At 39.1% G+C, this 13,750-nt stretch carries 12 protein-coding genes, 1 pseudogene and 1 riboswitch; of the genes and pseudogenes, 6 read left to right on the top strand and 7 right to left on the bottom strand.

All coding sequences use genetic code 11. From position 1 onward, the window contains the following. The first annotated feature begins 3 nt into the window (after window positions 1–3). Complete coding sequence (lpxD, locus tag AC6H0A_RS10720; protein ID WP_005640168.1) at window positions 4–1,029, top strand: UDP-3-O-(3-hydroxymyristoyl)glucosamine N-acyltransferase; 1,026 nt, start codon at window positions 4–6, stop codon at window positions 1,027–1,029. Between the two features lie 179 nt (window positions 1,030–1,208). Here the strand turns inward: lpxD and tsf are convergent, their stop codons facing one another. From tsf to AC6H0A_RS10700, 4 genes are all read right to left on the bottom strand, one after another. Next, complete coding sequence (gene tsf, locus AC6H0A_RS10715; RefSeq protein ID WP_005627519.1) at window positions 1,209–2,060, bottom strand: translation elongation factor Ts; 852 nt, start codon at window positions 2,058–2,060, stop codon at window positions 1,209–1,211. 133 nt (window positions 2,061–2,193) lie between these two features. Further along, window positions 2,194–2,916 carry a 30S ribosomal protein S2 gene (gene rpsB, locus AC6H0A_RS10710; RefSeq protein WP_005640170.1) on the bottom strand — a complete coding sequence of 241 codons (723 nt, stop codon included), beginning with the start codon at window positions 2,914–2,916 and terminating at the stop codon, window positions 2,194–2,196. 166 nt (window positions 2,917–3,082) lie between these two features. Beyond that, window positions 3,083–3,508: an ACT domain-containing protein gene (locus AC6H0A_RS10705; protein ID WP_005640172.1), complete on the bottom strand. Its 426-nt coding sequence runs from the start codon at window positions 3,506–3,508 to the stop codon at window positions 3,083–3,085. Between the two features lie 9 nt (window positions 3,509–3,517). After that, window positions 3,518–4,276, bottom strand: coding sequence for a class I SAM-dependent methyltransferase (locus AC6H0A_RS10700; RefSeq protein ID WP_005640175.1), 759 nt, complete (start codon window positions 4,274–4,276; stop codon window positions 3,518–3,520). Window positions 4,277–4,512: 236 nt separating this feature from the next. On the opposite strand from AC6H0A_RS10700, the pseudogene AC6H0A_RS10695 reads away from it, so the two are divergent. Further along, window positions 4,513–4,790 (top strand): annotated as a pseudogene (locus AC6H0A_RS10695) (IS3 family transposase); the annotation flags it as partial. A gap of 160 nt (window positions 4,791–4,950) precedes the next feature. On the opposite strand, the gene raiA reads toward AC6H0A_RS10695, so the two are convergent. The 3 genes from raiA to arcA all read right to left on the bottom strand — a co-directional run bounded on the left by raiA (window position 4,951) and on the right by arcA (window position 8,010). Then, window positions 4,951–5,274 carry a ribosome-associated translation inhibitor RaiA gene (raiA, locus tag AC6H0A_RS10690; protein ID WP_005640177.1) on the bottom strand — a complete coding sequence of 108 codons (324 nt, stop codon included), beginning with the start codon at window positions 5,272–5,274 and terminating at the stop codon, window positions 4,951–4,953. A gap of 234 nt (window positions 5,275–5,508) precedes the next feature. Further along, a complete protein-coding gene (locus tag AC6H0A_RS10685) occupies window positions 5,509–6,879 on the bottom strand; it encodes an alanine/glycine:cation symporter family protein (protein ID WP_005640178.1) in 1,371 nt (456 codons plus the stop codon). Window positions 6,880–6,990: 111 nt separating this feature from the next. Next, a riboswitch (glycine riboswitch) is annotated at window positions 6,991–7,101 on the bottom strand. Window positions 7,102–7,299: 198 nt separating this feature from the next. Continuing rightward, window positions 7,300–8,010 carry a two-component system response regulator ArcA gene (arcA, locus tag AC6H0A_RS10680; protein ID WP_005627543.1) on the bottom strand — a complete coding sequence of 237 codons (711 nt, stop codon included), beginning with the start codon at window positions 8,008–8,010 and terminating at the stop codon, window positions 7,300–7,302. 190 nt (window positions 8,011–8,200) lie between these two features. On the opposite strand from arcA, the gene AC6H0A_RS10675 reads away from it, so the two are divergent. From AC6H0A_RS10675 to purD, 4 genes are all read left to right on the top strand, one after another. Beyond that, complete coding sequence (locus AC6H0A_RS10675; RefSeq protein ID WP_497512647.1) at window positions 8,201–9,952, top strand: protein-disulfide reductase DsbD; 1,752 nt, start codon at window positions 8,201–8,203, stop codon at window positions 9,950–9,952. 111 nt (window positions 9,953–10,063) lie between these two features. After that, window positions 10,064–10,468: a DoxX family protein gene (locus AC6H0A_RS10670; RefSeq protein ID WP_179230845.1), complete on the top strand. Its 405-nt coding sequence runs from the start codon at window positions 10,064–10,066 to the stop codon at window positions 10,466–10,468. A 182-nt stretch (window positions 10,469–10,650) separates the two neighbouring features. After that, window positions 10,651–12,249 (top strand): bifunctional phosphoribosylaminoimidazolecarboxamide formyltransferase/IMP cyclohydrolase, encoded by a 1,599-nt coding sequence (gene purH, locus AC6H0A_RS10665; protein WP_005640185.1) that lies wholly within the window; start codon window positions 10,651–10,653, stop codon window positions 12,247–12,249. Between the two features lie 154 nt (window positions 12,250–12,403). Beyond that, window positions 12,404–13,693 (top strand): phosphoribosylamine--glycine ligase, encoded by a 1,290-nt coding sequence (purD, locus tag AC6H0A_RS10660; RefSeq protein WP_179230846.1) that lies wholly within the window; start codon window positions 12,404–12,406, stop codon window positions 13,691–13,693. Window positions 13,694–13,750: the final 57 nt, after the last annotated feature.

The following is a 13,750-nucleotide window of genomic DNA, read 5'->3' as shown; positions in this document are numbered from 1 at the left end:
ATAATGCAAAAATCCTATTCTTTACAAGAATTGGCAACTCAAATCGGCGCTACCGTTCGCGGTAACGCCGATGTTGTTGTTGAGAATATAGCTCCACTCGATAAAGCCCAATCAAATCAACTTACTTTTATTTCTAACGCAAAATTTCGTGCGTTATTGAAAGATTCTAAAGCTGGAATTTTGGTTGTTTCTGAAGAGGATATCGAACACTGCTCTCCAGAAAGCAATTTACTTATTGTTAAAGATCCTTATGTAGCTTACGCAATTTTGGCTCAATATATGGATAGCACACCAAAGGCTGCGCAAGACATTGCAAAAAGTGCGGTGATTTTTGATAGTGCTTCTTTAGGTGAGAATGTTTCAATTGGCGCTAATGCTGTTATTGAAGAAGGCGTTTTACTTGGTGATAACGTGATCATTGGTGCAAATTGCTTTGTTGGTAAAAATACCAAGATCGGTTCAGGCACTCAACTTTGGGCTAATGTAACTGTTTATCATAACGTTGAGATTGGCACTAATTGCTTAATTCAATCAGGAACAGTCATCGGTAGTGATGGTTTTGGTTACGCAAATGATCGTGGTCGTTGGGTTAAAATTCCACAAGTAGGGCAAGTAATAATTGGTAATAACGTTGAGATTGGTGCGAATACCTGTATCGATAGAGGCGCATTAGACGCAACGATTATTGAAGATAACGTGATTATCGATAACCTTTGTCAAATTGCGCATAATGTTCATATCGGTACTGGTACAGCTGTTGCGGGAGGCGTTATTATGGCGGGTAGTTTGACTGTTGGGCGTTATTGCTTAATTGGAGGTGCAAGTGTGATTAATGGCCATATGGAAATTTGCGATAAAGTCACGATTACTGGAATGGGAATGGTTATGCGCCCAATTACAGAGCCTGGTGTATATTCCTCTGGTATTCCATTGCAAACGAATAAAGAATGGCGTAAAACAGCAGCTCTGACGTTAGGTATTGATGGAATAAATAAACGTTTAAAAGCGTTAGAAAAGAAAATTTCTTAATTTCTTCTGAAGTTTTATTACAAAATAAACACTTTAAAAGTTTACTATTAAAGTGTGGATTTTTTATTTTACTAAACGTAACTAAAAAAGTTTAAGCCCGTTAATTAAGTAGCTTATCCTATAAAACAAATAAGCCCAACTTAAGTTGGGCTTATTAACATATCGTTATCTTTAAAGAATTACGCGTTACCGCCAGTGATTTTTGCAACTTCAGCTGCGAAGTCTTCTTCTTTTTTCTCGATACCTTCACCCACTTCTAAACGGATGAAATTAGAAACTGAAGTGTTTACTGATTTTAAGAAGTCACCTACAGATACAGAAGGATCCATTACGAATGGTTGGCCAGTTAATGAAACTTCACCAGTGAATTTCTTCATACGACCTTCAACCATTTTCTCTGCGATTTCTTTTGGTTTACCAGAGTTAACTGCGATGTCGATTTGGATTTGACGTTCGTGTTCAACTACTTCTGCTGATACATCTTCTGGATTTACGAATTCAGGTTTAGATGCAGCTACGTGCATAGCTACTTTTTTAAGTTCATCTGCAGAACCTTGACCTGCAACTAATACACCGATTTTCGCGCCGTGTAAGTATTGAGCAATTACTTGACCATCTAAGTAAGCAACACGACGGATGTTCATGTTTTCACCGATTTTAGCTACTAATGCAGCACGTTTTTCTTCGAATTGTGCTTGTAATGCTTCGATAGTTGTACCTTTGTTTGCTGCTGCGAAATCAGCTACTTCGTTTGCTAAACCTAAGAAACCAGCATCTTTTGCTACGAAGTCAGTTTCACAGTTCATTTCAACTAATACACCGAAACCATTTTCTACACGAGCAAGGATAACACCTTCAGCTGCAACACGGCCTGCTTTTTTAGCTGCTTTAGCTTGACCAGATTTACGCATGTTGTCGATCGCTAACTCGATATCACCGTTTGCTTCAACTAATGCTTTTTTACATTCCATCATACCTGCGCCGGTACGTTCACGAAGTTCTTTTACTAATGATGCTGTGATTTCAGCCATTTTTAAAATCCTCTGTCGAAAATGCGGTTTATTTTGACCGCACTTTTAGATAAAAATATAGGGGCTAAATTTTAGCCCCTATGCCAATTAATCGTTTGATTATTAAGGGCTTCGCCTTATTGCAAGGCTTAAATTATTCTGCGTCAGCTGCTAATTCTTCAGCAACTTGAGCTTCATTACCACGACCTTCTTTAACCGCTGCTGCAGCTGCAGAAAGGTAAAGTTGGATAGCACGAGTCGCATCATCGTTACCTGGGATAACGAAATCTACGCCAGCTGGAGTTGAGTTAGTATCAACGATAGCAAATACAGGAATACCTAAGTTGTTTGCTTCTTTAACTGCGATATGTTCATGGTCTGCTCCGATAACAAATAATGCATCTGGTAAGCCGCCCATATCTTTGATACCGCCAAGGCTTAATTCAAGTTTTTCCATCTCACGGCTACGCATTAACGCTTCTTTTTTGGTTAATTTATCAAAAGTACCGTCTTGAGACTGGGTTTCTAAATCTTTTAAACGTTTAATTGATTGACGAACGGTTTTCCAGTTAGTCAACATACCACCTAACCAACGGTGGTTTACGTAATATTGCTGACAATCTAATGCTGCTGCTTGAACCGCTTCAGACGCTGCACGTTTTGTACCAACGAATAATACTTTACCGTTGTTGCTAGCAATACGAGTTAATTCCGCTAAAGCTTCGTTGAATAAAGGTAAAGTTTTTTCTAAGTTGATGATATGAACACCGTTACGAGCACCAAAAATGAAAGGTTTCATTTGTGGGTTCCAGTAACGAGTTTGGTGTCCGAAGTGTACGCCCGCGTTGATCATGTCGCGCATTGAAACTTGTGCCATAATATTTTCCTTTTGTTGGGGTTGAGCCTCCACATATCAGCTCATCGACCGTTTGGCACCCCGATGAAGCCTTGATGATATGTGTGTGTTGTTTAAGTTAAAAATTTTACTCTTTTCTAATGGTAAAAAGAGCGGTGCGATTTATATCATAAAGTGCGGTGAAATTCTAGTTTATTTTTTGACTATTTTCGCTTGAAGCTTGTTGCAATGCATGCAAGGTTATCATTGCAATATCGGCTTTTTCATAAGGTACAAAAATATGATCGTGACAATTTCCAGCCACGACATTACAACTTATATTCGCTTCGCCTAATACTTTGGCAAAGGCGGCGGTTAAGCCTACAGCGGCGAGATCGGAATGAACGGTCAAGGTAATCCAAGCTACTTTAAACTGCACTGCTAGTTTGTAATTTTGGGCAGTTTCTTCTGTGACAACAACGGATAAACCTTCTTCTTCACGAATAGTAGCAATGAGTGCAGAAAGCGGTAAATCTTGCTCAGGTTTTAAGGTGGCGAAATAATAAATGCCCGCATTTAAAGTGGGTTCCATTGAGGCTAAGAGGAGATTAAGATTCGTTATTGGATTTTTCATATTTTCTCTCTATTTTTTTGTCGCTTTTATAAATAATAACACGGGGCGATGCTGTAAATCTTTAAATTCTGCTTGCCATTCAGTTTTTTCTGCCAGCATAGGTTCTGCCATTTGTTCTATTTGGAAATCTTTTTCTATCAAATTATTAATAATTGTGGCGGTAGTGCGATGATAGGTTTTGAAAGGTTGTTGAAACCAATTTCTCTCTCTCAGTCCTTCATCACGGTAATGATTTAAACGATAAGCGAGTTGCTGTTTTTTCTCATTTTTTTCCCAGCGTTCCCCTTCTTTATGGCAAGTCGTAATCGGATGCTCTTGGGAAAAAACTAATGTGCCGTTAGGTTTAAGTTTGTTGGCAATAGAAGCTAATAAAGCGAGAAAATCTTCAATATAATGAAAAGCAAAAGAGCTGGTAATGATATCAAAATCACTTTCTGGCAATTCTGCTAATTTTTCCATCGGTAACTGATATAACGAAAAACGTCCAGAAAATTGGCCGCATTTTTGCAGATCTTTTTCAGCTTGTTCGAGCATTTTTTCGGAAAGATCGGTTCCTATCACTTTAGCCGCACCTCGTTCTAGATAAAGTTGTAAATGCCCTCCCGTGCCACAGCCTAAATCGAGTAATTTTTTCCCTTTTAAATCAGGCAACAGTGAGAGCATGGTAGGCTTTTCAACAATTTCATTGAGACTAATTGGATTTGCGCGGAGTTTCTGATAAAGCTCAAAGAAGTTTTCTTGGTCATAAACGCTAGTTTTATTATTCATCTCGTATCCTATATTACAAATAAAAAGGAGAATATTGATCTGTTGCCCCCAAATTTATATTAGACAACTAACTGATTAAAGTGTAGATTTTTTATGACTAACTACAAGCAACTCTTCAAACAATAAATGCTCAATGTTTATCTTCAATGCAGTAAAAATCATTCTCTCCCCTAAGGCATCTTAAACGTCCCGAACAAACATTACATCGTTGAATGTAAACAATTTAATCTTGGTAGAATCAATGGTTACAAGTCTTTGAAAGACAAGGTATAAACAGCTTAATGCCTAAAAGGCATCCAACGCACTAAAATGCTACTTAAGTCCAAAATACGAGAAGAAACGTTGGAATTAGAGAAGCTCAAACTTTATGCGGAGAATGCTATTCTAGAAAAGTTATAAGTCTCAAATAACAGAAAAAGCCACCATCGTCAAAGCATTAAGGATGGGCTTTCTAATTCAGATATTGCTTGATTTAACGGCGTTAGCACTCAATGTTTTCTTTTGTCATGAAAAGTGGATATTCATTATTACCACCATGAGAGTATTCGGTGTAAACTAAAAAACTAAGCCCTGTGAATCACAGAGCTTAGTCCTTGATTTAATAACTTAACTTTTTTTGGAGGGATAAAATTTCACCGCTCTTTTGCTTTTCTTTGTTTAGTTTATTTTCAATACTAGTTTTCAAACGAATCTTTTAAGCGTTCATCTGCTCGTCGAGATTCACTTTTATGTTGAAGTTTATTAAGCTGACGTTCCAATTTTTCTTCAACTTCATTAATTGCTTTATACATATCATCTGAGGTTGCACTTGCCAATAAATTGCCTAGTGGCGTGCCAATAGATGCTTCTACAGTAAATCCATTCGGTACTTTGTTTAAAACAAAATGCGGGTTAATTAACTGTGTTTGCCATTTACCTAATTTCGCGAGTCTTTCCTCCACGTGTTCACGAATTGCAGGGGTGATTTCCATTTGTTTGCTGGTGATATTAAGTGTCATAGTATTTACCTCTTTGTTGCGTGATTTACAGTTTTCTTTAATTACAAAATAGCTTTGTTAATTCAGGTTTTCAAGGGCTTTAAGAGGAAATGTCAAAGTAATTTTTAAAAATATGATCTATGTCTAATTTCTAAAAAAAGTTGCTTTTCTTTCTAAGATAAGTTGTTAAGATAGGAAATTGCGATAAGAAAAAAGGTGTGGATATTGACTGTATCCACACCTTTTTTCATTTGATTATTCTACGATTTCGTCTTGATCGTGATGATTTATTTTCAATCGTTGGAAATAATCTTTTGTTTCTTCAATCACAACTTTTCGCAATCCAATGAGTGCGATGAGATTTGGAAAGGCCATTAAACCATTTACGATATCGGCGATAATCCAGATTAAATTTAAGTGTAAGAATGAGCCTAACCCTACCAACACAATATAAGCTAAACGATATAGTTTTACGCCGCGAATACCAACGAGATAAACAAAGCAACGTTCACCGTAGTAACACCAGCCTAAAATAGTTGTGAATGCAAAAAATAATAAACCGACGGTTACAATCGTTGCGCCAATTGATGCTCCTAAACCTTGTGCAAAGGCGTAGTTTGTTACTGTTGCACCCGCTAATTCAGGGTTATTCCAAGCGCCTGTTAACACTAATACAATGCCTGTCATTGTACAAACGATGATGGTATCCAAGAATGTACCTGTCATGGAAATTAAGCCTTGGCGAACAGGTTCACGAGTTTGTGCCGCTGCAGCTGCAATTGGTGCGCTTCCTAAACCTGATTCATTGGAGAATATACCTCGAGCGACACCTGATTGAATAGCCTTCATTACAGTGAAGCCAACAGCGCCACCTAGCGCAGCTTGCGGATCAAAAGCGCTATAAATAATTAATGAGATCGCATCTGGTACTTTTTCTATATTTAAAAGGATAATAACCAGTGAAGTAGTGACGTATAAAATCGCCATAAACGGCACAATTACCGATGATGCGGTTGCGATACGTTTTACACCACCAAGAATGATTAAGCCGACTAAAAGCGTCACAATAATTGCAGTAACTAAAACGGGAATATTAAACGTATCTTGCATTGCATGGGTAATCGCATTGACCTGTGGGAATGTACCGATCCCGAAAAAGGCAACCATTACACCAAATAATGCAAATAATTTTGCTAGCCACTTGATACCTAGACCGTGTTCAATGTAATACATTGGACCACCAGCCATAAAGCCATTTTTATCGCGAACACGGTATTTAACTGCGAGTAAACATTCTGCATATTTTGTTGCCATTCCTAACAAGGCGACTACCCACATCCAAAAAATAGCGCCAGGCCCACCTGCTTGTACAGCAGTTGCAACGCCCACAATATTCCCAGTTCCGATCGTTGCAGCTAATGCGGTACAAAGTGCGGCAAAAGATGACACATCGCCTTTTCCGCCTTTATCTTTTTTAAATAAATAACCTAGCGCACGTGGTAAATAGCGAATTTGAATAAAGCCTAAACGTAGCGTTAAATAGAGCCCCGTGCCCGATAAGAGTATGAGTAGCGGTGCACCCCAAATAAAGCTATCAATAGCTGAAAGAATTGACTCAATTGTCATGTGATTCCTCGTCGTTTAAATCAAAAATAAACACGACAAGAAGACGAAAAGATACAATAGAAAAGAAAGTGCGGTGAAAAGATAGATAATTTCCACACTTACGATAGATTGTCTTTTGCCCCTGTCCTTTTGCCTGAGCGTTTGAAAAACGATTGAAAAATTAACCGCTCTTTTGCGCCTTCGGCGTCCATTTCTAAAATGGATCTCTCCAAGGGTTCGTCCAGTAACAGTCCCTGCCATCGCACCTGAAAGATTTTACATCGTCGGTGTGGGGTCAATTCCCCGCTCTCCAGCTACCTTCATCCGAACTCACTTTTCATTGTGACAATCACAATGAAAGCGTATGGATTCTATCAAAATGGGAAATTAATTTCAAAAAGGAATTTTAAAATAGTCTCTCAGTTGATAGAAATAATGACTTTATTCTATATCCCCACAAAAACGATATCCTTCACCATGCACCGTCATAATGATATTTGGGGTATTAGGATGATCTTCAAAATGTTTTCTGATACGTCGAATTGTGACATCTACAGTACGATCCTGAGGTTTCAATTCACGTCCCGTCATTTTTTTTAGTAATTCTTCGCGAGTTTGTAATTTTCCTGGATTTTCACAGAAATGTAGCATTGCACGAAATTCACTGCGAGGAAGTTTAAATTCTTGACCTTCTGGCGTAATTAAACTGTGGCTATTTAAGTCTAATTTCCAGCCGTTAAAACGATAGAATTCTCGACCAAATGTATTTTCTTTTTCTTGATGCGGCATTGTTCGATGCAATAGATTACGTGCACGGATAGTCAATTCTCGAGGGTTAAAAGGCTTGGTTAAATAATCGTCGGCACCGATTTCTAGCCCTAGAATTTTATCGACTTCATTATCACGACCAGTTAAGAATATAAGCGGCAAGTTGAGTTCTTCGCGGAGCTCTCTTGCTAATAATAAACCGTTTTTACCCGGTAAATTAATATCCATCACCACCAAATTTATATTGTGGTTTTCTAACATGTGATGCATCTCTGCACCATTTTCTGCTTCAAGCACATCATACCCTTCCGCTTCAAAAATCCCTTTAAGCGTATTTCGGGTAACGATTTCATCTTCAACAACGAGAATTTGTGGAGTAGCCATTTTCCATCCTTATACTTATTTTGGTGTATGCTATCATGATTCCATTCTAGCGGTGTAACATTGTTGTAACAATAAAAAAGTGCGGTTATTTTTTATAAGATTTTCCTTTTTATGATCTAAATCATAGTTTTAGGTATTCAAATTTCTTTGTGATAGAATTTCGCGCATTTTTACTTTTACTTTCAATTCTATGAAAAAACTTTTTCTTTTTTTTACACTGATTTTTACCGCACTTGCAACTAACGCAGGTCTATTTGATAAAAAACAATCTTTCTTGAAAGTAGATGATGCTTTTGCATTTTCTGCCACTTTATCTACGGATAAAAGTCAATTACAGGTTCATTGGGACATAGCTGATGGCTATTATTTATATCAAGATAGGATTAATGCTGAATTAGTGGGTAAATCGGATGCTCTCACTTTGTATGCTCAACAAGCAGCTGAATTACATCAAGACCCTTATTTTGGTGAAGTGAAGGTGTTTACTCGCTCAATTGATGGCGTATTTAGCGGCGCATTTAGCGGCGCATTTAGCAATGCTGATGAGCAGGTTGAAATAAGTTATCAAGGATGTACCGAAGGTTTTTGCTATCCGCCTGAAACTAAAGTATTACGAATTGGGGATTTAGCTATTTCTCAAGAGAAAACTGTCGAAAAAACAGTTGAAAAAAATACCGCACTTTTATCTGAACAAGATCGTTTAGCTGATGGTTTATTCCATAGTAAATGGACAATCTTCGGTTTCTTTTTATTGGGATTGGGGCTGGCTTTTACGCCTTGCGTATTGCCAATGTTACCGTTGCTTTCTGCCATTGTTATCGGTCAGCAACAACGTCCAAATATGATGCGAGCGTTTAGTTTAGCTTTTCTTTATGTTCAAGGCATGGCACTGACTTACACCTTGTTAGGGCTCGCAGTAGCGGCTATCGGTTTGCCGTTTCAAATTGCCTTGCAACATCCTTATGTGATGGTTGGGCTTTCTATTTTATTTGTTGTTCTTGCTCTTTCAATGTTTGGCTTATTTACTATTCAATTGCCAAATAGCTTACAAAATAAATTAAATACATGGAGCCAAAAACAAACCTCGGGTGCTTTTGGCGGTTCCTTTGCGATGGGCATGATTGCTGGGCTTGTGGCATCACCTTGTACATCTGCACCACTTTCTGGTGCTTTACTTTATGTGGTGCAAAGTGGTGATTTATTCACCGGCGCAGCAACCCTTTATTTACTCGCACTTGGTATGGGCGTGCCGCTAATGTTAATCACATTGTTTGGTAATAAAATTTTGCCAAAATCAGGTGAGTGGATGAACACAGTGAAACAAACATTCGGCTTTGTTATGTTAGCGTTACCTGTGTTTTTAATTTCTCGTATTTTGCCTGAAGCATGGGAGCCACGCTTATGGGCTGGATTAGCGACAGCATTCTTTATTTGGTTTGCGTTGCAGATGCCTAAGAGTGGTTTTGGCTATGCCATTAAAATTATTAGTTTTGCGTTGGCTATGGTTTTCGTACAACCTTTGCAAAATTGGATTTGGCAAACTCAAACTACAACACAAAGTGCGGCAGAAAATAAGCCTGCTTCTCAGGTTAAATTTAAGCAAATTAAAAATATTGAAGAACTTGACCGCACTTTAGCTGAAAATCTGGATTCGATCGCGATGTTAGATTTATACGCGGATTGGTGTGTGGCTTGTAAAGAATTTGAAAAGTTGACTTTTTCAGATCCAAAAGTGCAACAGCAATTTCAGAATATTTTGTTATTACAAGTGAATATGACAAAGAATAGCCCAGAAAATAAAGCATTAATGGAACGCTTTAATGTGATGGGATTACCCACAATTTTATTTTTTGATAAGCAAAATAATGAGATTCAAGGAAGTAGAGTAACGGGCTTTATGGATGCTGATTCTTTTTCTAATTGGATTGAAAAGCTACTTTAGTTATTTTTTACTTTTAATAAAAAGTATTTTTCAATTTTAATTATTGTTTAACTATCCGTTAAAGATTAATATGGCGCTGTTTTAATTCATCTTTAAACAAAAGGAAAGCAAATGAATAAGCTTGAAAAATATCGCCCTTATGTATTAGCGCTATTACGCATCACTGCGGCTTACATGTTTATCTTACATGGCACAGCAAAATTTTGGGAGTTTCCAATTTCTATGACGGGTGGAAATGGCCCGGTCGGTGATTCAATGATGATTGTAGGTGGCGTGATTGAAATTGTCGGCTCAATCTTATTAATTTTAGGATTATTTACGCGCCCAGCTGCGTTTATTTTATCTGGCCAAATGGCTTTTGCATATTTCTTTATGCATGTGGCTGGAAAAGGGAATTTACTATTCCCAATTACAAATGGCGGTGAGCTTGCGTTACTTTACTCTGTACTCTTCTTATATTTTGTATTTTCTGGCGCTGGTGCTTGTGCCTTAGATAACAAGTTTTTTAGAAAGTAGTTTAGTTGTAGTTTCATAATTTAATCCTTTTATTTGCCCACATTTATGTGGGCTTTTTTATGCTTGAAATTTACCGCACTTTATTCTGATTACATTTTATTTAATCTTTTCTATATTTGAGCAAACGTTTGCTTTATAATTCCCCGTGCTTATTTTTAACCATTTAATTAAAGGAAAATGTAATGACAGATTGTCCAATTCGTCAGGCTTTACTGAGTGTTTCTGATAAAACCGGTATCGTAGAATTTGCTCAAGGCTTAGTACAGCGTGGTGTAAAACTACTTTCCACAGGCGGTACCGCAAAATTGTTGGAGCAGCATGGTTTGCCGGTGACTGAAGTGTCTGATTATACGGGGTTCCCTGAAATGATGGACGGTCGCGTGAAAACCTTGCATCCAAAAGTGCATGGCGGGATTCTTGGTCGTCGTGGTACAGATGATGCCATCATGCAGCTACATGGCATTGAAGGCATTGATATGGTGGTGGTGAATTTATATCCATTTGCATCCACCGTGGCTAAACCAGATTGTACCTTGGCTGATGCAGTAGAAAATATTGATATCGGTGGACCAACCATGGTGCGTTCTGCAGCGAAAAACCATAAAGATGTGGCGATCGTGGTGAATAATCATGATTTCAATGCAATTCTTGCAGAGATGGATAAACATCAAAACAGCCTAACGCTTGAAACCCGTTTTGATCTTGCGATTAAAGCATTTGAACATACTGCTCAATATGACTCTATGATTGCCAACTACTTTGGACAAATGGTGAAACCATATCATGTAGCAGAGGAAGAAGATGCGAATGCGAAGTGCGGTCAATTCCCACGGACTTTAAACCTTAACTTCGTGCGTAAACAAACCATGCGTTACGGTGAAAACGCCCATCAAAATGCTGCTTTTTACGTTGATTTGAATGTGAAAGAGGCGAGCGTGGCTACGGCTAATCAACTCCAAGGTAAAGCCTTGTCTTACAATAATATTGCAGACACCGATGCAGCGCTTGAATGCGTGAAAGAATTTGATGAGCCAGCTTGTGTAATCGTTAAACATGCCAATCCATGCGGTGTAGCTTTAGGTAAAGATATTTTAGACGCCTATAATCGCGCTTACCAAACCGATCCAACTTCTGCATTTGGCGGCATTATTGCGTTCAACCGTGAATTAGACGAAAAAACCGCGAATGAAATTGTGGAGCGCCAATTCGTTGAAGTGATTATTGCGCCGAAAGTTTCTGCTGAAGCGCAAGAAGTCGTGAAACGTAAGAAAAATGTTCGTTTGCTTGAATGTGGTGAATGGACGTCACGTTCCGAACGTTTAGATTTCAAACGCGTGAACGGTGGCTTGTTAGTACAAGATGCCGATTTAGGCATGGTTGGTTTGGATGATTTAAAAGTGGTGAGTAAACGTCAACCAACTGAACAAGAATTAAAAGACTTATTATTCTGCTGGAAAGTGGCGAAATTCGTGAAATCCAATGCCATTGTTTACGCCAAAGATAATCAAACTATCGGCATTGGTGCAGGCCAAATGAGCCGTGTGTATTCGGCCAAAATCGCAGGTATTAAGGCGCAGGACGAAGGCTTAACCGTAGCCGGTTGTGTGATGGCATCTGATGCTTTCTTCCCATTCCGTGATGGCATTGATGCGGCGGCGAAAGTAGGGATTCAATGTGTGATTCATCCGGGTGGCTCAATGCGCGATCAAGAAGTTATCGATGCAGCAGATGAACATAATATGGTGATGGTATTAACTGGAATGCGTCATTTTAGACATTAATTTATCTAACTATCCCCCTCTTTCGTAAAGAGGGAGCAGGAGGGAGATTTAAACGGTGCTAAATATACTATGAGGTTGAAATAACTTCTGCCAAATCTCCTCTATCCCTCTTTGCTAAAGAGGGGATTAAATTCAAAAAGATACAAGGAGTATTATGAACATCCTCATCATCGGAAATGGCGGTCGTGAACACGCCTTGGCTTGGAAAGCAGCACAATCTCCATTAGCGGACAAAGTTTTCGTTGCACCGGGCAATGCCGGAACGGCATTAGAACAAAAGGTCGAAAACGTTAATATCAGTGCAACGGATATTCCTTCATTGGTTAAATTTGCCCAAGATAACCACATTGGTTTAACGATTGTAGGGCCAGAAGCACCACTTGTGATTGGGGTGGTGGATGCGTTTCGTGCTGCGGGTTTAAACATTTTCGGACCAACGCAAGCGGCGGCGCAATTGGAAGGTTCAAAAGCTTTTACCAAAGATTTCTTAGCCCGTCATAAAATCCCAACAGCGGAATATCAAAACTTCACTGAAGTCGAACCGGCATTGGCTTACTTGCGTGAAAAAGGCGCGCCAATTGTCGTTAAAGCGGATGGCTTGGCGGCAGGCAAAGGCGTGATTGTAGCGATGACGTTGCAAGAAGCGGAAGAGGAGGTGCGCGATATGCTTTCCGGCAATGCCTTTGGTGAAGCAGGCAGTCGAGTGGTCATTGAAGAATTTTTAGATGGGGAAGAAGCGAGCTTTATTGTCATGGTGGACGGCAAAAACGTTGAACCTATGGTGACCAGCCAAGACCACAAGCGTGTGGGTGAAAAAGACACGGGCTTGAACACCGGCGGCATGGGGGCTTATTCCCCTGCGCCTGTGGTAACACATGAAATTCATGCGCGCGTGATGCGTGAAGTGATCTATCCAACGGTCAACGGCATGGCAGCAGAAGGCAATGTTTATACTGGCTTCCTTTATGCAGGATTAATGATCATGCCAAATGGCCTGCCAAAAGTGATCGAATTTAACTGCCGTTTCGGTAATCCGGAAACCCAACCGATTATGTTGCGTTTGGAATCGGATTTGGTGGAACTTTGTCTTAAAGCCTGTGATGGCAAATTGGACGAAGTGAAATCTCAATGGAACCCTAAGGCTTCTTTGGGTATCGTATTGGCAGCAGAAGGCTATCCGGGGGATTATCGTAAAGGTGATGAAATCTCCGGTTTGCCACAAAGTGCGGTCGAAAATGAAAAAGTTTTCTTGGCGGGCGTAGAATCGAAAGCGGGCAAGTTAGTCACTAACGGTGGTCGTGTACTTTGTGCTACAGCATTGGGTGAAAGCGTATTTGAGGCACAACAGAAAGCGTTAAAATTGGCTGAGCAAATTCAATGGTCTGGACGTTTTTACCGTCGAGACATTGGTTACAGAGCTGTAGAACGAGAGTTGCAAAAATAATTCATATCATTATGATGAATTAATTTCATTTAAGTGATGAAAATTTAGGAATGAAAT

The sequence above is a fragment of the Haemophilus sp. THUN1692 genome, assembly GCF_059704395.1.
Note: the sequence above shows the minus strand (reverse complement) of the source record. Positions and strands in the feature narration are given on the sequence as shown.

What these genes read in the sequence shown, in the direction of transcription:
- AC6H0A_RS10685 (WP_005640178.1), bottom strand. Translation starts at nt 6,879, where the DNA reads ATGACAATTGAGTCAATTCTTTCAGCTATTGATAGCTTTATTTGGGGT.
- purH (WP_005640185.1), top strand. Translation starts at nt 10,651, where the DNA reads ATGACAGATTGTCCAATTCGTCAGGCTTTACTGAGTGTTTCTGATAAA.
- AC6H0A_RS10675 (WP_497512647.1), top strand. Translation starts at nt 8,201, where the DNA reads ATGAAAAAACTTTTTCTTTTTTTTACACTGATTTTTACCGCACTTGCA.
- AC6H0A_RS10700 (WP_005640175.1), bottom strand. Translation starts at nt 4,276, where the DNA reads ATGAATAATAAAACTAGCGTTTATGACCAAGAAAACTTCTTTGAGCTT.
- lpxD (WP_005640168.1), top strand. Translation starts at nt 4, where the DNA reads ATGCAAAAATCCTATTCTTTACAAGAATTGGCAACTCAAATCGGCGCT.
- arcA (WP_005627543.1), bottom strand. Translation starts at nt 8,010, where the DNA reads ATGGCTACTCCACAAATTCTCGTTGTTGAAGATGAAATCGTTACCCGA.
- raiA (WP_005640177.1), bottom strand. Translation starts at nt 5,274, where the DNA reads ATGACACTTAATATCACCAGCAAACAAATGGAAATCACCCCTGCAATT.
- rpsB (WP_005640170.1), bottom strand. Translation starts at nt 2,916, where the DNA reads ATGGCACAAGTTTCAATGCGCGACATGATCAACGCGGGCGTACACTTC.
- tsf (WP_005627519.1), bottom strand. Translation starts at nt 2,060, where the DNA reads ATGGCTGAAATCACAGCATCATTAGTAAAAGAACTTCGTGAACGTACC.
- purD (WP_179230846.1), top strand. Translation starts at nt 12,404, where the DNA reads ATGAACATCCTCATCATCGGAAATGGCGGTCGTGAACACGCCTTGGCT.
- AC6H0A_RS10705 (WP_005640172.1), bottom strand. Translation starts at nt 3,508, where the DNA reads ATGAAAAATCCAATAACGAATCTTAATCTCCTCTTAGCCTCAATGGAA.
- AC6H0A_RS10670 (WP_179230845.1), top strand. Translation starts at nt 10,064, where the DNA reads ATGAATAAGCTTGAAAAATATCGCCCTTATGTATTAGCGCTATTACGC.